The sequence below is a fragment of the Bacillus haimaensis genome (genome assembly GCF_048270625.1).
Classification (GTDB): domain Bacteria; phylum Bacillota; class Bacilli; order Bacillales; family Bacillaceae_I; genus Sutcliffiella_A; species Sutcliffiella_A haimaensis.
On the sequence record NZ_CP158164.1, the window covers coordinates 2540956 to 2558861 of the forward strand.

General features: G+C 41.0%; 26 protein-coding genes. 7 read left to right on the plus strand and 19 right to left on the minus strand.

The genetic code is table 11. The features are described from left to right. Window positions 1-85 precede the first annotated feature (85 nt). From ABN702_RS12950 to ABN702_RS12970, 5 genes are all read right to left on the minus strand, one after another. The gene (locus ABN702_RS12950) at window positions 86-676 is read right to left on the minus strand and encodes an SCO family protein (RefSeq protein ID WP_417897255.1); all 591 of its coding nucleotides are present in this window, start codon (window positions 674-676) and stop codon (window positions 86-88) included. Between the two features lie 68 nt (window positions 677-744). Then, window positions 745-1743 carry an aliphatic sulfonate ABC transporter substrate-binding protein gene (locus ABN702_RS12955; RefSeq protein ID WP_417897256.1) on the minus strand — a complete coding sequence of 333 codons (999 nt, stop codon included), beginning with the start codon at window positions 1741-1743 and terminating at the stop codon, window positions 745-747. A gap of 26 nt (window positions 1744-1769) precedes the next feature. Continuing rightward, a complete protein-coding gene (locus tag ABN702_RS12960; RefSeq protein WP_417897257.1) occupies window positions 1770-2525 on the minus strand; it encodes an ABC transporter permease in 756 nt (251 codons plus the stop codon). Next, window positions 2522-3295, minus strand: coding sequence for an ABC transporter ATP-binding protein (locus ABN702_RS12965; protein ID WP_417897258.1), 774 nt, complete (start codon window positions 3293-3295; stop codon window positions 2522-2524). The genes ABN702_RS12960 and ABN702_RS12965 overlap by 4 nt, the downstream gene beginning before the upstream one ends. A 128-nt stretch (window positions 3296-3423) precedes the next feature. Then, window positions 3424-3699 (minus strand): hypothetical protein, encoded by a 276-nt coding sequence (locus tag ABN702_RS12970; protein WP_417897259.1) that lies wholly within the window; start codon window positions 3697-3699, stop codon window positions 3424-3426. A gap of 94 nt (window positions 3700-3793) precedes the next feature. Between ABN702_RS12970 and ABN702_RS12975 the strand changes: the two genes are divergently transcribed. The 4 genes from ABN702_RS12975 to ABN702_RS12990 all read left to right on the plus strand — a co-directional run bounded on the left by ABN702_RS12975 (window position 3794) and on the right by ABN702_RS12990 (window position 6384). Beyond that, window positions 3794-4519: an alpha/beta hydrolase gene (locus tag ABN702_RS12975; protein WP_417897260.1), complete on the plus strand. Its 726-nt coding sequence runs from the start codon at window positions 3794-3796 to the stop codon at window positions 4517-4519. Between the two features lie 104 nt (window positions 4520-4623). Next, the gene (locus tag ABN702_RS12980; RefSeq protein WP_417897261.1) at window positions 4624-5145 is read left to right on the plus strand and encodes a YjcG family protein; all 522 of its coding nucleotides are present in this window, start codon (window positions 4624-4626) and stop codon (window positions 5143-5145) included. A 3-nt stretch (window positions 5146-5148) separates the two neighbouring features. Further along, window positions 5149-5574 (plus strand): GNAT family N-acetyltransferase, encoded by a 426-nt coding sequence (locus ABN702_RS12985; RefSeq protein ID WP_417897262.1) that lies wholly within the window; start codon window positions 5149-5151, stop codon window positions 5572-5574. 108 nt (window positions 5575-5682) lie between these two features. Then, window positions 5683-6384 (plus strand): DUF421 domain-containing protein, encoded by a 702-nt coding sequence (locus tag ABN702_RS12990; protein ID WP_417897263.1) that lies wholly within the window; start codon window positions 5683-5685, stop codon window positions 6382-6384. Here the strand turns inward: ABN702_RS12990 and ABN702_RS12995 are convergent. Next, the gene (locus ABN702_RS12995; protein ID WP_417897264.1) at window positions 6354-7262 is read right to left on the minus strand and encodes an MBL fold metallo-hydrolase; all 909 of its coding nucleotides are present in this window, start codon (window positions 7260-7262) and stop codon (window positions 6354-6356) included. The two genes, ABN702_RS12990 and ABN702_RS12995, sit on opposite strands and share 31 nt — an antisense overlap. A gap of 218 nt (window positions 7263-7480) precedes the next feature. Next, window positions 7481-7747, minus strand: a complete 267-nt coding sequence (locus tag ABN702_RS13000; RefSeq protein ID WP_417897265.1) for a hypothetical protein — start codon at window positions 7745-7747, stop codon at window positions 7481-7483. Between the two features lie 123 nt (window positions 7748-7870). Here ABN702_RS13000 and ABN702_RS13005 point away from each other — a divergent pair, with 123 nt between their 5' ends. From ABN702_RS13005 to ABN702_RS13015, 3 genes are all read left to right on the plus strand, one after another. Beyond that, the gene (locus ABN702_RS13005) at window positions 7871-10171 is read left to right on the plus strand and encodes a UvrD-helicase domain-containing protein (protein ID WP_417897266.1); all 2301 of its coding nucleotides are present in this window, start codon (window positions 7871-7873) and stop codon (window positions 10169-10171) included. Between the two features lie 94 nt (window positions 10172-10265). Then, a complete protein-coding gene (gene sda / locus ABN702_RS13010) occupies window positions 10266-10502 on the plus strand; it encodes a sporulation histidine kinase inhibitor Sda (RefSeq protein WP_417897267.1) in 237 nt (78 codons plus the stop codon). 68 nt (window positions 10503-10570) lie between these two features. Further along, entirely contained in the window at window positions 10571-11035 is a 465-nt protein-coding gene (locus ABN702_RS13015; protein ID WP_417897268.1) for a hypothetical protein, read from the plus strand. A gap of 44 nt (window positions 11036-11079) precedes the next feature. On the opposite strand, the gene ABN702_RS13020 is transcribed toward ABN702_RS13015, so the two are convergent. The 12 genes from ABN702_RS13020 to ABN702_RS13075 form a co-directional block, all read right to left on the minus strand. Then, window positions 11080-11340, minus strand: a complete 261-nt coding sequence (locus tag ABN702_RS13020) for a stage VI sporulation protein F (RefSeq protein ID WP_417897269.1) — start codon at window positions 11338-11340, stop codon at window positions 11080-11082. 135 nt (window positions 11341-11475) lie between these two features. Next, a complete protein-coding gene (locus ABN702_RS13025) occupies window positions 11476-11628 on the minus strand; it encodes a YjcZ family sporulation protein (protein WP_417897270.1) in 153 nt (50 codons plus the stop codon). Window positions 11629-11833: 205 nt separating this feature from the next. Further along, window positions 11834-12028, minus strand: coding sequence for a hypothetical protein (locus ABN702_RS13030; RefSeq protein WP_417897271.1), 195 nt, complete (start codon window positions 12026-12028; stop codon window positions 11834-11836). Between the two features lie 79 nt (window positions 12029-12107). Continuing rightward, entirely contained in the window at window positions 12108-12968 is an 861-nt protein-coding gene (locus ABN702_RS13035; protein ID WP_417900898.1) for a DUF421 domain-containing protein, read from the minus strand. A 34-nt stretch (window positions 12969-13002) separates the two neighbouring features. After that, on the minus strand, window positions 13003-13185 hold the full coding sequence (locus tag ABN702_RS13040; protein ID WP_417897272.1) for a DUF1657 domain-containing protein: 183 nt from the start codon (window positions 13183-13185) through the stop codon (window positions 13003-13005). 7 nt (window positions 13186-13192) lie between these two features. After that, on the minus strand, window positions 13193-13549 hold the full coding sequence (spoVAE, locus tag ABN702_RS13045) for a stage V sporulation protein AE (protein WP_386641795.1): 357 nt from the start codon (window positions 13547-13549) through the stop codon (window positions 13193-13195). A 1-nt stretch (window position 13550) separates the two neighbouring features. Then, window positions 13551-14561: a stage V sporulation protein AD gene (gene spoVAD, locus ABN702_RS13050; protein WP_417897273.1), complete on the minus strand. Its 1011-nt coding sequence runs from the start codon at window positions 14559-14561 to the stop codon at window positions 13551-13553. Next, a complete protein-coding gene (gene spoVAC / locus ABN702_RS13055) occupies window positions 14561-15037 on the minus strand; it encodes a stage V sporulation protein AC (protein WP_386641789.1) in 477 nt (158 codons plus the stop codon). The genes spoVAD and spoVAC overlap by 1 nt, the downstream gene beginning before the upstream one ends. Before the next feature lie 16 nt (window positions 15038-15053). Continuing rightward, window positions 15054-15506 carry a YhcN/YlaJ family sporulation lipoprotein gene (locus ABN702_RS13060; RefSeq protein WP_417897274.1) on the minus strand — a complete coding sequence of 151 codons (453 nt, stop codon included), beginning with the start codon at window positions 15504-15506 and terminating at the stop codon, window positions 15054-15056. A 399-nt stretch (window positions 15507-15905) separates the two neighbouring features. Then, entirely contained in the window at window positions 15906-16058 is a 153-nt protein-coding gene (locus ABN702_RS13065; protein ID WP_417897275.1) for a hypothetical protein, read from the minus strand. A gap of 442 nt (window positions 16059-16500) precedes the next feature. Next, entirely contained in the window at window positions 16501-16938 is a 438-nt protein-coding gene (locus ABN702_RS13070; protein WP_417897276.1) for a CotO family spore coat protein, read from the minus strand. Window positions 16939-17037: 99 nt separating this feature from the next. Then, window positions 17038-17856: a UTP--glucose-1-phosphate uridylyltransferase gene (locus ABN702_RS13075; protein ID WP_417897277.1), complete on the minus strand. Its 819-nt coding sequence runs from the start codon at window positions 17854-17856 to the stop codon at window positions 17038-17040. Window positions 17857-17906 lie beyond the last annotated feature (50 nt).

Below are 17906 nucleotides of genomic sequence, written 5' to 3' on the forward strand. Positions count from 1 at the left end.
TCCAATTTTTATTTTTTCCTTATAAATAAAAAACACCCATATTCACTATGAGTGTTCGACAAGATCCATATTTATTCCTTCCATACTATTCTCTTACTTTTTTAAGATCCTCCATGATTTCCTCAAACGGTACATCCATTCCACTGTATTGTTCCCGTACATAACCTTCTTTGTCTACAAGAAAGATTCCCGTACTATGCATATACTGGTCTGAGGACTCATCCTTGGCTGCTGGGACCATAAAGGAGACATTTGCAAACCTTTCGATATCCTCCTGCGAGTATCCTGTAACAAAGTCCCAACTGCTGTAATCCGCTTCCACCTGATTTCCATATGCCTTTAACGCTGCTGGAGTATCTACATCCGGATCGATACTAAAGGAAACGATGGAGATATCAAGTCCTTCCTCTTCCATTTGGCGCTGTACTCTCGCCATATTCGCTGTCATTGGAGGGCATACCGTATCACAGTTTGTGAAGATGAAGTTGGCCAGCCAATATTCCCCTTTTTTATCAGAAGTCGCAAATGCCTCTTCGTCCTGGTTTTTTCCTGTAAGCTCACTTACTTCAAGCTTCATGGAAAACTCTTCATCCAAATTTATTTCCTTATCCGCACTGCATGCACCAAGCAATAGAATGGATAACATAATAACACATATTGCAAAAAAATGTTTCATAGTAAGACCCCCTAGTTAACTAAAGAAAAAGTGTCGAGACTATTATAGCCCGACACCCCGCTTCTGTGCTAGTTAATGAATTGTGTATCGATCAGATCTTTGAAATCTGGTTTTTCTTTAAGAAATTTCAAATCAAAGGAAGAGTTTGCAAACTCATGGATTACTTCCGCATCCACTTCGTTTGTAAAACGGATTCTTTCCCAAGCTGAGTCGACAACTTCTTTGGAAAGCTCCTGATTGGTGGATTCTTTGATCGATTTAATTGCAATTTCCTTCGATTCTTCCGGATTTTCTGTGATAAAACCAATCGATTCCTGATGAGCTGCCACCAGCTTCTCCACCAGTTCCTTCTTTTCATCAATCAGTTTGCCAGTCGTTACAAAAATCGTATTAGGAAGAGTGGTTCCAAAGGATATTTCATTACTGTCAACGAGAATCTTTGCCCCATACTCAATTGATAGGACTGAAGCCCAAGGTTCCGGTACTGCTGCAGCATCCACCTTCTTCGATTCGAACATGCCCGCATATTGTGCAGGGTTACCGGTTACATGCTTCAATGTACCACCGATACGTGCAGATGAAAGTCCAAAGTCTTTCAGGAATGTTTCCATTTGCACATCATGTGTACAACCTATTCCCGGTGTAATGAACGTTGCTCCATCAAGCTCTTCAACGGAAGTAATGCCGCTTTCTTTGCTGGCAATAATGACTGTACCTCCAGAAGATGCTCCAGCAACAATCTTCACATCCGCTCCACTTGTAAAGTTATTCATGACCGGTGCCGGACCAACGAGGCCGCCATCGATATCGCCGGTTTTCAAAGCTGTCATAAATGCTCCACCATCAGGGAATGTTTTATATTCCACAGTATATTCTTCACCCAAAGCTTTTTCATATAGGGCTTTTTCTCTTGCAACCATTGCCGGAACATGATCGATGTTAGGAAAATATCCGATTACCACTTTTTCCTTTCCATCTCCGGAACCACTGCTAGCTGAACCACAACCGCTTAGAACCCCCATCACCAGCAAAAATAGTGCACTGACTGCAAACCAACTTCTTTTCATCTTTTTTCCTCCCTGTATACTCTTTTTTATGAATCCAAGCCCCAGCGGCGAATGACATTTTTCTCGAAACGCTGGAAGATGACTAAATCAACAACCGAACCGATGACACAAATAATGATGATGACTCCAAACACAAGGCTCATCTGTCCGAAGTCTGCTGCATATTTCAACGTGTAGCCAAGCCCTGGCCCCATACTAAGAAGCTCTGCAGCCATCAATGCTCTCCAAGCGAATGCCCAGGCGAGTCGTGCTCCAGTCACCGCATATGGGACTGACGCGGGCAGGATGATTTTCCAGAACATTTCAATGCCTGATGCTCCCATTGTGGAAGCGGCTTTTATATATAGTGGCGGGACACTTTTTATTCCCATTCTCATATTAATCGTCATCACCAAAGTACCACCCAGTGTGACAATAAAAATGATGGCTGTTTCATTAAAACCGAACCAGATGATGGCAAGTGGCAGCCATACAATGCTTGGTACACTTTGCAGTGCTAGCACGAGCGTCCCGAGCGTTTCATCCGCCGTTTTGGATTTCGCAAGCCAAATGCCCAGCAGTGTTCCAATAACCAAGGCGATTGCAAGGCCTACAGTCAATCGTTTAAAGCTTGCCAATAAGTCATAGATCAATGTTTTATCGGCAAATCCAGATATTAGTGCATCTGCAACATCGGTCGGCTTTGGCATGAGATCCGGTGACCAGCCGATCATTCTCACTACAAGTTCCCAGACAATAAATAGGGTCGCAAAAAATATGAGGCGCTTAACTCCTGGTTTCATTGCTTTAACTCCTCTTTCACGACTTTATCTATCTCTTTTTCAAGCATTCTGCTGATTACAAGCTCCAGTTCGGCAACCTCTTCGCTGATTCTGATTCTCGGACGTGGCATACCTACTTTTATATCTGCTATAATCGTTCCAGGTCTTGTTCCCATGACAAGGATTCTGTCAGAAAGCTTGATGGATTCATGTATGCTGTGAGTCACAAATAGAACCGTCTTTTTGGTTTGAAGCCAGATGTTTTCCAACTCCTGCTGTAATCGCAATCTTGTTTGTTCATCCAGGGCGCCAAAAGGTTCATCCATCAGTAATACGGCGGGGTCCATGGCGAGGGCACGTGCAATGGATACTCTTTGCTGCATTCCGCCGGAAAGTTCGTGAGGGTACTGTGTGAGGTTGCTTCCAAGCTGGACCATTTTCAAATAATGATTGGCTCGCTGCAATCGTTCTTCTTTATTCTTCAAGTCTCTGATGGCAAAAAGTACATTTTCCTCGACCGTCATCCACGGGAACAGGGCTGCTTGTTGGAACACCATACCTCTATCCTTACCAGGCTTTGTAATTACCGAGTTATGTAATCGGATTTCACCGCTGGTCGGCTTCAGCAAACCAGCAACCATGGAAAGCAAGGTGGATTTACCACAGCCTGATGGCCCTAATATGGAGACAAATTCCCCCTCTTCTATATCCACATTAATGGAGGAAAGGACGGTATTTTGCACATTGTTCTGTACATATTGCTTCGTTATATCGGAAACTTGTAAAAACATAAGTATCACCTGCTTCTGTTTAATCCTTATAAGTTTAATCGGAATAATAGGAATAAGAACTATTATATAACGTATGAATTTTTCGTCAATATATTGACAGCAAAAAATCAAATTATTTTTATCTTTTTTCAAGTAGGCTGTGAAAATATTGTGTAGACGTTATGTGTCACCTGCCCACCCTGTTGATTGGAGTGCAAGGTGTGTGACTCCTCGAAAATGCAAGCATTTTCTTCGTGCGATGTATCGCTGCCGCAGCCTTCCTTGTCCTGCGGGAGATACCGCAGGCAAAGCCGAGGAGGCTCAAGCACCGCCCTGCGATCGCTGCCACCTGGAACGGAAATCAACAGGTATTCAAACAGAACACACACTTTTATTTTTTCAGGTTTGCACTTATGTAAAGTCATGTGCGCAAGATTCCTACTTTTTAACGAAGATATGATATGATTATGACTAAAGCGCTTACCAGAGTGGAATAAGACATCATAGGAGGCTATTTTGATGAAAAATGAATCAGGAAAAATCGAAGAACTGAAACTATACAGCAATGAACTGCAAGAAGAAATGACCTTAATGGTTTACACACCTGCGAACTATTCGCCGCTCTATAAATACAATGTCCTTATCGCCCAGGACGGAAAAGACTACTTCACATTGGGCAGAATAGGAACGATTGCTGATCAGCTTTTAGAAAATAAAGAAATTCAAAACACCATTATCATAGGGATACCATATAGGAGTGTGAAGGATCGAAGAGATAAGTATCATCCGGAGGGCAGCAAGCAGAGCGCGTATATCCGTTTCCTTGCCCACGAACTGACACCGTTTATCGATCGCGAATATCCGACTTATCAAATGGGGATGGGACGAGCGTTAATCGGAGATTCTTTAGGTGCTACTGTTTCACTCATGACTGCTCTTTCCTATCCACATACATTTGGTAAAGTCATCATGCAGTCACCCTATGTAGATGAAGCAGTACTGAACAAGGTCGAGGATTTCCATCAGACTTCCGTACTGACCTTGTATCATGTAGTTGGAACAAAAGAAACGGAAGTGCCTACCACCGATGGCAAGAAGAAAGATTTTATCACCCCAAACCGTACGCTTCATGAACGAATGAAGGAAAAGAACTTCACCGTATTCTATGAGGAGTTCGAAGGGACGCATACCTGGACTTATTGGCAGCCAGATCTGAGACAAGCATTGCCAAAAATGCTTTCATAACTATCAGAATTCTTTTCTATCTATTTACGTAAGATTACGATAAAATAAGGAAAAGAAATATTCATTTTTCTAATAAACGAATACATAAGTAGGAGGGATATTGGATGAAATATGGAATCGCTATTTTTCCAACAAAAAAACTACAGGACTTTGCAAATTCTTATCGTAAACGCTATGATGCGCATTATGCGTTAATTCCGCCACATGTCACATTGAAAACTGCGTTTGAAATTGATGAAAACGACATGAAAACTGTCACTGATGAGCTTTCTTCCATTGCAAAAGAAACCGCTCCAATCCCTTTGAACATTTACAAGGTTAGCTCCTTTGCTCCGGTTAATAATGTCATCTATCTAAAAGTGAATCCGAATGAAGAGTTGATTTCCCTTCATGAAAAGCTGCACAATGGGACCGGGTATTTCAATGATAACCGCGAATTTTCCTATGTACCGCATATTACAATCGGACAAAAATTATCGGATGATGAACATTCTGATGTTCTTGGCGCTTTGAAAATGACAGACATTGAGCATGAAGAAATCGTGGATCGCTTCCATTTGCTATACCAGCTTGAGGATGGCATGTGGACAGTGTATGAGACATTTCGTTTTGGAAAGGACTGCTAAACCTTGCACGTACAATTAGTCGAAAATGAACAACAGCTCGAGGATGCTTATTCCGTTCGAAAAATCGTTTTTGTAGAAGAGCAATTAGTACCACTGGAAGAAGAAATTGATGATTTTGAAGCCGACGCTGCCCATTTTGTCCTTTATGATGAAGATCAGGCAGTTGGAGCCGGACGCTTTCGTATAATCGAAGGCATCGGTAAGGTGGAAAGAATTTGCGTACTTCCTTCCCACCGCACCGACAGAGGTTCCGGTCGACAAATCATGAAATTCATTGAAAAATTTGCCCATTCCAAAGGAGTCACTTCCCTGAAATTAAATGCTCAGACTCATGCAGAAGGCTTTTACTCCAAGCTCGGCTATCAAACGGTTTCTGATATTTTTCTTGATGCAGGAATACCTCATGTCACCATGAAGAAAAAAATCTAAATATCAAAAGGCGAATACCCATCAAATCGGGTGTTCGCCTTTTTTCATAATTCTCTCTAACTTGTGTACACTACTAGGAGGAAAACAAGTGAAGGATGACGGCATTTTATGATGGATTATGGACGAATTATCGTTGAGTTATTTGTAGGATTTGTCGCTCTCTTTGCCCTGACCCAGCTTCTTGGTAAAACGCAGATTACACAAATTACCCCATTTGACTTTATTTCTGCGCTTGTCCTGGGAGAACTGGTTGGGAATGGTTTATACGACAATGAAATTGGGGTAGGGAAAATTCTCTTCACTTTATCTCTCTGGGGAGTTCTGATCTATCTATTGGAGATGATTACGCAAAAGTGGGGGAAAACAAGGGCATGGCTGGAAGGACGCCCTTCCATTGTCATCCATAAAGGCCGGATAAATAAAAAAGAACTGAAAAAAGCGAAACTTGATATTGATCAGCTTCGCCATCTTCTCCGTTCCAAAGGGGCATTCTCACTAAGGGAAGTGGAATATGCAATTCTGGAAACCGACGGTACAGTCAGCGTTCTTAAAAAGTTTGGATATGAAACCCCTATTAACAGGGATTTAAATGTGCCAGCCAAAGAAATCACACTTTCCATCCCACTCATTACGGACGGTCGCATTTTATCGGAGAACTTGAAAGAAATTAATCTTACAGAGCAATGGCTATTATCAGAAATCAAGAAGATGGGATACCATACTCCACAAGAGTTGATTTTTGCTGAATGGGAAAGAGGGATGCCTCTTTATGTCATCCCTTACCTGGAGACTAACTCGACCACCAACTGATTATTTTTCACTGCAAAATCAACCTTTTGTTCACTGATTAGTTTTGTAAGGTATGCAGACACCGCTGTTCGAAAAAGCATGTAGGAAGGTGCATTTTTAATGACTACCGCTTTATTGCTGCAGCAGACTGCCACAAGGTTTTCCAGAGTGATTCCGCCTTTGATTGCTCTCACATTTTCTTCTACTAATTGTCCGATTTCCTTATGTACGCTGATATTTTTTTCGACCGTTTTTACATAGTCCTCTTCATAGCTTCCGTGTCCGGGTATCGCTCCCTTGCACGGAAGGCTTTTTATTTTCTCCAGACTCTCCAAAGTACGTGATGCATCCACGATATAAGGAATCCCGTGTTTGTCCAATGATTCTTTCCCAAAGTATCCGTCTGCCGCAAAAAGGATATCTTCGGCTATAACTCCAAACTGATTATAGCTGTGACCTGGCAAAGCAATGGTTTGAAGGCTGACCTCTCCCACTTTCAGGTTCTCCTCTTCCATTAAAATGGTATCCACTCTGACAGGCTTCCCTTCCAGGAATTTGTTTCTCCAATGAGGCAATGGATAAACTCCATGAAATAAATATAGCGGCTCGAGTATCGGGTTCTCTAAAATAGCCGATTCCAGATTGGGGGCATATGTGTGTATCGCCTGTTTTTCTTGAAGATAGGCGGCCCCTCCGTAATGATCCGCGTGAGCATGTGTAATGAATAGATGTGTTAGAGGCAACTCTTGCTCTCCAAGGTGCCTCAACACCTTTTTCATCGCCTGTTCGTCAAGCCCGGCATCCACCAGCATACCCTCTTGAGAGGAAACTTTGATATATCCAATATTCACTGCACCTTGGAAATAACCAACTGAACCTGTTATCCATTGAAAATCCAAATCAAGCACTTCCTTTAAGGCTCTTTTCGTAAAGTTTGTTGCTTATGGCCGTAAAAAATCGGCTTTTGGATTTTTTACCGAGATAAACTACGCATTGTGTAAAAAGCAAATAATCTATTACACCTGAAAAGAGCACGATGATAGGTAAAATTACGTGTTTATTTTGCATCCGTCAAAAGCAACAATTTCTGCGAAAACTGCCCTTAAAAAATATCCTACTATATAGATTCGTTTACATACCTTCCTTTTCCTGTTAATTCCGCCAATAAGTGATCAGAAATATGTGAAGCAGCTTTTTCGTCCTTTTTTCCTTTGTATAAGTTGGTTCTGATGTTTTTCTGGATGTCCTCCCATGAGTACTGGGAATCAACACGATAGAATGCAGGTCTTATTACTGGATCCAATTTGATCTGTTCCTTTGTTGTATTTAAGCGATTCGCATATTGCGTATATGCATCCATTTGAACAGGTAAAACATAGCCCATGATCCATCACTCCTTTCTTCATTTTTCCCTTTTTTAGAATTTAACAAACTATTATTGTCTCATGTCTTATTGATATATTATGTGTTACTATGAGAAGGATTGACTGTTAAAGGAGTTTTACAAATGAAGTCTGCCATTTGGAACAAACGATCCATACATTTAGATAAAATGACGAGAGAACGCTATCAGGAAATATATGAAGCAGGTGTTAAAGGCGAGCTCCAATGTACGGTTTGTGGAGAAAGCGTTAAACTCTATCTCGGTCTTCACAAAGAACCTCATTTCCACCATATACATACATCCATTGTCCATGAAATGCCAATAGAAGAACTGGAGACAGTACCGCCCACCAATACCCGAGAAGAAGTCTATGTGGAGCGTAATGGATTCCGTTTACCGATGTCCAGATCAATAGCGACCGACTCAGGCATAGATACTGTCAAACAAGTAAAATGGAAAAATCCTAAGCTACTTTCCAAGCTACCTATCTTTATTAAAGAAAATTCGACTCCCCTTTCTACTTTAGGTGGGTTTTTCCACCAAATTGAGAAGAAAAATATTTTCCTTGATTCTGCACAACAGGAAGCGGCTTCCTCCATTGATGGACCGCTTCTTGTTCTTGCAGGGGCAGGTAGCGGTAAAACTCGCGTCCTTACAACCCGAGTGGCCTATATGGTGCATGAAAAAGGGATAGATCCCCGCTCCATTATGCTGATTACATTTACAGCAAAAGCCGCGAACGAAATGAAAGAAAGATTGCAGATGTATGAAGATCAGCATGCAAGGGTTTTTTCCAGCCTTGTTGCAGGTACCTTTCATAGTATCTTCTATAAAATGCTGGCCCATCATCACCCCGCTCGCTGGAATGGGGATAACCTCATCAAGTGGGACTGGCAAAAGGAACAGTTTCTGAAATCAGCGGGGAGGAAAATCGGACTCGATGAAAAGGATTTTCCCTTTGATCAGGCTATTCAGCAGATTGGATTTTGGAAAAACAATATGCTGACACCGAAAATGATTACACCAAGCAATAAGGTTGAAGAACAAATAGCTAGCTTGTACAACGATTATGAGGATTGGAAAAAAGAGAAGCAGTTGTTTGACTTTGATGATATGCTTATCGGCTGCTATGAGCTATTATTGGAGAATCCGGCACTTTTGACCAGATATCAGGAACGCTTCCGCTATTTTTTGATTGATGAATTCCAGGACATCAACAAAGTACAATATGAAACCATCAAGCTTCTCGCCCCTGAAGGAAACATCTGTGCAGTTGGGGATGATGATCAAAGCATTTATGCTTTTAGAGGTAGTAATCCAGACTTCATCCTGAATTATCACCTTGATTTCCCGAACACCAAAGTGGTCACTCTATCTCAAAATTACCGCTCCGCCCACAGCATCGTTTCAGCGGCCAACCTGGTTATCCAAAAGAATAAAAGCCGCAAGCAAAAAAGAATGGTTGCTCAATATGACAATCAGACCTGGCCTGTGCTGTTCTTTCCTTATGATGAAGAAGAAGAAGCAACCTTGATTGTACAGGATATGAAGGAGCAAATCGAAAAGGGAAAACAGCCACGTGATTTTGCGGTATTGTATCGAACACATAGTGCAGCGAGAGCGATTTTCGAGCGCCTTTCCCAGTCAGGCCTTCCATTTACATTGGATCAGGATTATGAAAGCTTCTATAAGCGGCGAATTGTCAAAGCTATCCTCGGTTTTCTCCGTCTAAGCCGGGATCCGAACGATGTACATGCATTTTCTGATATACTGCCTTCCCTATTCTTAAGGCAATCAAGCCTTCAGGATGCAAAAGCATTAAGCATTCTTGAGGATTGCAGTCTGGTAAAAACAATGAGTAAATTATCTAATCTCCAGCCATTTCAACTAAAGAAAATCAAAAGGATCGTACCACTGTTTTCCACTTTGAAAACGGTGACTCCTCTTGTGGCACTTGAAATGATTGAAAAGGACATGGGCTTTGATGACTATATCAAGAAACGTGGGAACGAAGGCAATGCCCTAGAGAAAGGCTCGGATGATATTCGTGATCTAAAGGTTGTGGCAAAGAAATTCAATTCCATTTCCGCTTTCCTGGAGCATGCCGATGATATGATCGCCAAAACGGATGAGATGAAAAAGCTGAGTAAAAAGTACGGCAATGCTATTCATCTTTCGACCATCCATCGTTCAAAAGGTTTGGAGTATAATCATGTATATATTCTAAGTGCAGTAGACGGGAGCCTCCCACATGATTTTTCCTTGGAGGCATTTCGCAATGGAGAACACCTGGCGCTTGAAGAAGAGCGCAGATTGCTTTATGTTGCAATGACTCGTGCACAGGATGCATTGTATCTTTCCATTCCTGAAAACAGAAGAGGAAAGAAAGCTTATATGTCACGATTCATTAAAGATATTCTATAAATCACCGAGCAATCCCTTTCACTGGGATTGCTTTTTTATTTTCTATTTGTGCTTTATAACGTTTATAACATCCCATTTGGGGTATGTACCACGTATGAGCAAAGTGGAACTGAAAATTCAGACCATTTTCGAGGTAAGAAAGGGGAATGATCTATCGATGCAATCCATCAAATCCAATTGTGTCATTACGGAACTGACAAATGAATCATTATTATTTGCATATGAAAATGCAAGAAAGAAAAATCTAGATTTACACTTCATTCAGCTTTTGGAGGAAGAGATTGCAAAAAGACAGAGCATTAATTTACATTCGAAAAAAATACCAAATTAATATAACGCCACGACCCGATACATGGTACTATTTAAATATACAGACTATTTAAAAAGAAGAGGGATATTATGACACAAACAATTCAAGACGTTGAACAGTGGACACAATTCCATCGTAAAACTGCCGTAACCCTTTTCAATCAAGTATGGGACTTGATGGAGAAAGAAGCTCGTACGGAAGAGGAAGATTTTTTAATGGTACATAAAGCGCATGCATCCCGCTATCATTGGAATGAAATTGGGGAACCTGTACATTTTTCTCGCGGAGAATGGCAGATTTCAAGGGTATATGCCGTTTTGAAACGCCCAGAGCCTTCCCTGTATCATGCAAAACGCAATTTGGCCATTTGCCTGGAGCATAAGATACAGGACTTTGATCTCGCATTTGCTTATGAAGCAATGGCGCGTGCCTATAGTGTAGGCGGCGAGCAGGAACTGAAGGAAGACTATTTGCGCCTGGCGCATGAAGCAGCTGCACATATCGTAAAAGATGGAGACAGGAATTTGGTATTGAGCGATTTGGAAACGGTCTAGCTATAAAAAATCTGGCACTCGTGGAGAGCCAGATTTTTTATTTGCTATTTTTTCTTTTCATTTAACATTTTTGAAATGGTTCCCATGTCCACAGGCTTATTTCCATTAATCAATGTATTAACAATTTTATCTTCGAGTTCCTTAGGTACCTTTTTATTGGCAAGACTGGCTACACGGCTGACAAGATTACGTACTGTCTGCTCATCCTTAAAATTTGCATTTTGCATCGAATTTGCGAGTTCAAATACATCCTTCATATTTACACCGGTTTTCTTCTCTATGCCTTTGAATAAATTGTTTTCCACTATACATCCTCCTCTCGGATATACCTCATTGTATGTGTAAAAGAATGGGTTTGTTACTTCGATACAGTTTCAATTTAGGGCCATCCATGAAAAAAAGCACGGATATCCGCGCTTTTTTTCATTCTTTTCTATTTATCAATAGAATTTAGAAGCACCAACGATAATTAAAAGAATGAATAGAACGACAATCAAAACGAATGTACCGCCAGCATAGCCGCCACAGCCGTAGCCATAACCAGGATATCCTGCTCCACCCACACCATAAGGATAGCCACAATAGTAACCCATAATCTCGCACCTCCTTAATGAAGATTCCCTATTAATATATGTATTTATGATAATTCGGTATGGGCTATTTTACAGAGAATCTTCAGAATAATTTGGATCGCAAAACAGTAGTTCATGGGAGACGAAAAACACCATTTAGAAATGGCCAAATAAAAAGAAGTGAAAATAACCAAAATTTAACACTTTGTGTTACTTCCACTGCTTTTTAATCCAGGTCGTTTATTTTACTGCTTGTACCTTCCATCCAGTTCTCCAGGTTTCCAATATAACGGTTTAGCCGGGATTCAAACCATCGTGCCTGCTGAATGAACTCTTCTGCATCAGCAATACCGGCTTCACTTGATTTTTGTGTATCTTTTATATTTTCTAACACTTTCCACCGTTCAAACATAAATTTCAAATGCTCTTCTCCAAAATCAAAGTCACCCAATTGACTCACCTCAAGAATAATATATGTATCCATGGCGGCTATTGTGTGGTTATGATTTTAATGATTCAGCCAAGTTCGTTTGGATATCTTTCAAGCTCTCAGCAATATTTGTATAAACAGCTTTTCTCTCAGGTGATGAAGTTATTTGTTCCAGGTATTGAAAGTCAGTAATGCCCTTTTCCAAGGTTAACAGAACCAGCTTTTTTTCTTTCATTTTGTGGGGTTTCATTTTGTCGTCATATAAATCGAACGATACGTTTCCCTGCGAGTTCACTTGCGCAAGGAATATGGACTCAACGATGACTCCCTGCTTTTCCAATTGAGCTTTTAACCAGCCTCGATTCAACCCAAGCTTGGCGAGTGGTTCATCCAAGATGATGCCATCCATTATCACTGTTTGTGGTTCTTTCACTTGTGGCACGTTAGAAAATAAATCACCATACGTCACTGGCTGGCATTCCTTTTTCAACAGGACACTGAAATCTCCGTTTGACTCAAGCGTTGCAAATTCAATATTATCAATGTTAAAAACATCTTTTTTCCTCAGTTGCTCCATAAACTCGTCAATGGAGTATTTTTCTTTCCTTAAATTGCGCTCCAGGATTTTCCCGTTTTCCACGAATACTGTGGCATGACCGTCAATTAAATCGCGAAACCCTTTATACCTTAAAGATATTTGCGAAATGACCAGCGGAAAAAGTGACCAGATCAATATACTGGTTATCCCGTTTGTGACGTCCAATTCCGAATCCATCGACAAGGTGCCAGCTATGTCCCCTACTGTTATTCCTACAATATATTCAAAAAAGGAAAGCTTCGAAAGTTGCTTTTTTCCAAGTAGCTTGGTGATGATAAAAAGCCCAATTATGATGGAAAACGAGCGTACAGCTATCTCTGTCCATTCCGGCATCATATCTCAGCTCCTTTATAATCACTTGAAATTTTTAGACTTCCCCGTTTTTCATTGCCTTATCGATATGATGAATGATATCATCAATCTTCATCATGGATTCATGATAATTCTGCTGTGCCAGTTCGTCCTCTGATTCCATTGCGTATACATGCAGACTGCTCCTGATCATTCTTAAGGACGCCAGATTATAGGCAAGGATTAGATTTTCACTCATAGCCCTTTCATCCTTTCGGCTTGAATAGAAGTGCACCAATGAATCCAAAGACGATTGCAGCAGAGATACCGGAACTTGTCACTTCGAACATACCTGTGAGAACGCCAACCAACCCGTGCTTGGAAGCTTCTTCTAATGCGCCATGTACCAATGAATTCCCAAAGCTAGTAATCGGGACAGTCGCTCCTGCACCTGCAAATGCGATCAAAGGTTCATAAAGACCCAGTCCGTCAAGAATTGCTCCTGCTACAACCAATGCACTCAAGGTATGGCCTGGTGTAAGCTTGAATACATCAAACATGACTTGACCAATGACGCAAATGAGGCCACCGACAACAAACGCCCAAAAAAACGATAGCAGCATGCTAATTTCCTCCCATCTCTATTGATACAGCGTGCGCAATACAAGGAATGGATTCCTTTTGCTGAAAGGACAGAGGAGATAAAAGTGCCCCTGTTGCGACCATCAGAAGTCGCTTTATATTTCCTTTCTTCATTTCATTTAACAGGTGCCCATAAAAAACAGTGGCCGAGCAGCCTGCCCCACTTCCTCCAGCTAGCACCGGCTGATCTTTTTTATAAATCAACAACCCTGCATCCTGATATTGCTGTTCAGTAATCGAGAATCCACCCTCACGCAAGAGATCAATCGATACCTGTCTTCCGATTTCTCCAAGGTCCCCAGTTACGATCAAATCATAGTAGGAGGGATCTCTTCCAAGGTCCTTAAAATGGGCTTTTAATGTATCAACTGCTGCCGGAGCCATGGCGCCACCCATATTGAACGGGTCCGTTAAACCCATATTTATCACTTTACCGATTGTTGCAGCTGTCACATGCGGTCCTACCCCTACATTCCCAATCAGCCCAACTCCTGCTCCGGTTACCGTCCATTGTGCTGTCGGAGGTTTCTGTCCGCCATATTCCGTCGGGTAGCGGAACTGCTTTTCTACAGCCGTATTATGGCTGGACGCCCCTGTCAGGCAGTACTGCGCTCCTCCATAGTTCACAAGAAAGCTTGCCAGCGCCAGACCTTCCATCGATGTTGAACACGCACCGAATACACCTATGTAAGGAATACCCAAAGCTTCAGCTGCAAAGTTCGTCGGAGTCATCTGATTGATCAGGTCACCAGCAAGCATGAATTGCACATTCTCCAACTCCATATTGGCTTTTTGCACCGCCTTGTTGCATGCTTCCTCCAGCAGAACCTTATGCGCCTTTTCATAGCTATCCTCTTCCAGCCAAAGATCCTTGTGTAATAGATCAAAATCATCGGCAAGTAGACCATTCGCTTCAAAAGGACCACCGACTGCCGCTCCTGAGAGAATAACCGGCTTATTTGCAAATGTCCAAGATTGTTTTCCTTTTAGCATCAGAAACCTCCTATCTGCATGATGACCGTTTTAATTAGTGCAACAACAAATGCGGAAAACACACCGAACAGAATCACAGATCCGGCTAGCTTAAACATATTGGAACCTACTCCTAGAACAAATCCCTCTGTGCGGTGTTCAATACAAGCAGAGATTACAGCATTACCAAACCCTGTGACAGGAACAGCACTGCCAGCCCCGCCAAATTGGGCAATTCGATCATAGACACCAAATCCTGTCAACAGCATAGAGAGGAAAATCATCGTAGCAACCGTCGGATTCCCCGCTGTAACTTCTGTAAAATTCAAGAAATGGATATAACAAAGCTGAATGGCCTGTCCTACTATACAAAAGATTCCTCCAACCAAAAAGGCGATGAGACAATTCTTCCAGACCGGTCTTTTTAGTTCCCTTTGCTGTTCAAATTGCTGGTATTCTTTCTGCTCGGGTGTTGGCTGACTATTTTTTTTACTCAAATGGGATCCACCCTTTCTAAGCCTTCTCTTTTCGAAGATCATCAATTTTTTTGATTCGCTTATTAATTTCTTTCTCGGTTAGTTTTTTTTCCTTGATGTCCTTACGCAATCGTTCTATTTCCAAACGTATCTTCAGATCATGGGAAACGATCACATTCTCATCCGGAAACTCTTTTTCCAAAGCCTTTTTCACTTTGGCTTCTATTTTTTCCGTGAAGAATTTTTGAAATTGGGTGACATGAAAGGCAACAAGAAGCTCATCCTCTGAATCAAATGCAACTGCACCCTTTACTTCTTTGAAACCAATTGCAATCTCTTCAGCCATTTTTTCCTTATCGGATTTCTCTTTTTTCTTTGTGGAGGTCTGTGTGACAGTATCCTCCACCCTTTCTTCAAAATCTCCTCCACCACAAGCACTGAGTATTTGAAGTAATAAAATTAGTACAAAAAATGCTTTCCAAAATTTCATCTTTTCACCTTCCTATAATATACTCTATCCTTTAATATTCTTATCCTGATGAAAATTATGTAATAAAACAAAAGCAGCCTTCATATAAGGCAGCTTTTGGTCATGTGATTATTCGATTTACGCTCCTTTCAATGATTCCTGCCATTCCAGCAGCAACCGAAATAACGAGCACCAGCCTCCCTGAAAATGGAAAAAATAAAAATCTCCCTTGCCTAGCAATAACAAAAATAACACGAAGATTAAGATAGAAAAACTACTAATATACAAGAAAAAAGGCGCTTGTACTAAAAGATTCGCCCTTTCCATACACACTTCAGAGAATACATTATTATAGGAAGAAAATTCCTAAATCAAAATTTGAGGGAGGCAATAAATATGAGTTCATCCTATAAGAAAAAGTCATGTTGCAATAAGAAGGATCATTGTAGGGATGACCACAAGAAGGATCATTGTTGGGATGACCACAAGAAGGATCCTTGTAGGGATGACCACAAGAAGAATCATGATCAGGATTGTTTTTGTGATAAATTCATCACAAAGTTCATCGGTCAAGAAGTAAAGATTTATACAAAAGATGGCAAATATGTTAGTGGTCTACTTTCTTGGTTTGATAAAGAATCAGGCATAGTCATTCTCGTTCCAAAACTTAGACAGTGTCATGATTTAGCTGTAGATTATATCTGCTGCAAACATATCGTTAGGATTAGACGCGAAGCATGCTAGTATCAAAATAAACCCTTAGTAAACTAAAATTTACTAGGGTTTTTTTCTGAATTTTAATGGAAAATCCTTCTTTATTGTTGGCTGTTTTCGCATAAATTGTTGCTTTTGACGTACTCAAAGTAAACATGTTATATTACTGGTCCTCGTGCTCTTTTCAGTGTAGTAGATTTTTTATCACTTTGAATAATATGGAGAGAAATGCTGTAAAAAATCCAAGTGCCGATTTTTTACGGGCGTAAAGCAACAAACTTTAAGAAAAGAGCCTTATTGTTTATATACCGATCACGTGAATTTCCTTGATTTCCTGTAGCGTCAGAAAGATTGATTCAGGGATATTAGGTGTATTTACTGCCAAAATTTCGTTATGATAGCCTACCACTTTCCCTATATATTCCTGCTCGGTTGTGATGATTTTGCACATTTTCTTTTGTGAATCCATAGGTGGCACTATCAAATAATGGATCTTTTCCTCGAGCGATAAGTTATGAAACGGTTTTTTCAGTTTTTTTTTCTCTTCCCCTACTTTTTTCCCGCTTTTTATGGAGGACATAGCCTTTCCTTCTTCTAACCCCCGTTCTGCGTTCTCTGCTTTCCTTTTCTTCACCTCTATCAGCAAGGAACTCTGCATCGCAACTTCCACATTCGAATTGGTTGTGGTATGAATATAAAGTAATGGCTCATGCTTTATTTTATCTGTCTGTTTCTTCACTATTGGCACCTCCAAATTCTCCACTCATCTTTTATATGTATGCATGAAGCCTGTCTCTTTTTCCGGGAAAACAAAGGCCAGGCACAAACCTGGCAGCAATTAGTCAGACCTTTTTTCCAGCTGATGAATCCGATTGATCAACGCAACATATTCTTCGGTCCTTCCGATATCATATCGCTGACTTCTAACAACCTTTCCATAGCAGTCTTCCACCGCTATTAGCTCCTTGATGGCATCTGTCAGCTGAATCTCTTCTCCTTCCTTTGGTATGGCTTTTTCAAGCATGGTAAAGATCGCGGGAGTAAACACATATCTCCCTATAACGGCATGCTTGGACGGTGCTTTGCTTTTCGGCTTCTCAACGATGCCATCTAAATGGTATAGACCCGGCTTTATTTGCGCTCCACTGATGACACCATAATTCTTCAAGAGAGACTCTTCCACCTCTTTCACGCCTACCACGGATTTTTTTGTCTCATTATAAGAATCGATGAGTTGCTTTAAAGCGGGCTCTTGCTCTGAAACCATAATATCGTCCGGAAGCAATACTGAAAAAGGTTCATTTCCTATAAATGTTCTGCCTAACCTTATCGCATCCCCCAACCCCTTCGCGTAAGGCTGCCGAACATAATGGATGGGTACGGATGGGATGGGAATCAGATCTATGAGATGCTGTTTTTTTTCTCTCTCCAGAAAGGCTTCTAGCTCTAAGGAATGGTCAAAATAATCTACAATCAAATTTTTCTTTCTCGATACAATCATCAAAATCTCTTCTATACCTGATTCGATCGCTTCTTCAACAACATAATGGATCGCAGGTTTAACACCGATTGGAAACATTTCTTTGGGCAGAACTTTTGTGATGGGTAAGCTGCGAGTACCATACCCTGCCGCTGGAATTATCGCTTTTTTTACCAAAATTAACCCCTCAATCCTGTGTTTTTTTTATCCTATTCAATTGAATAGTT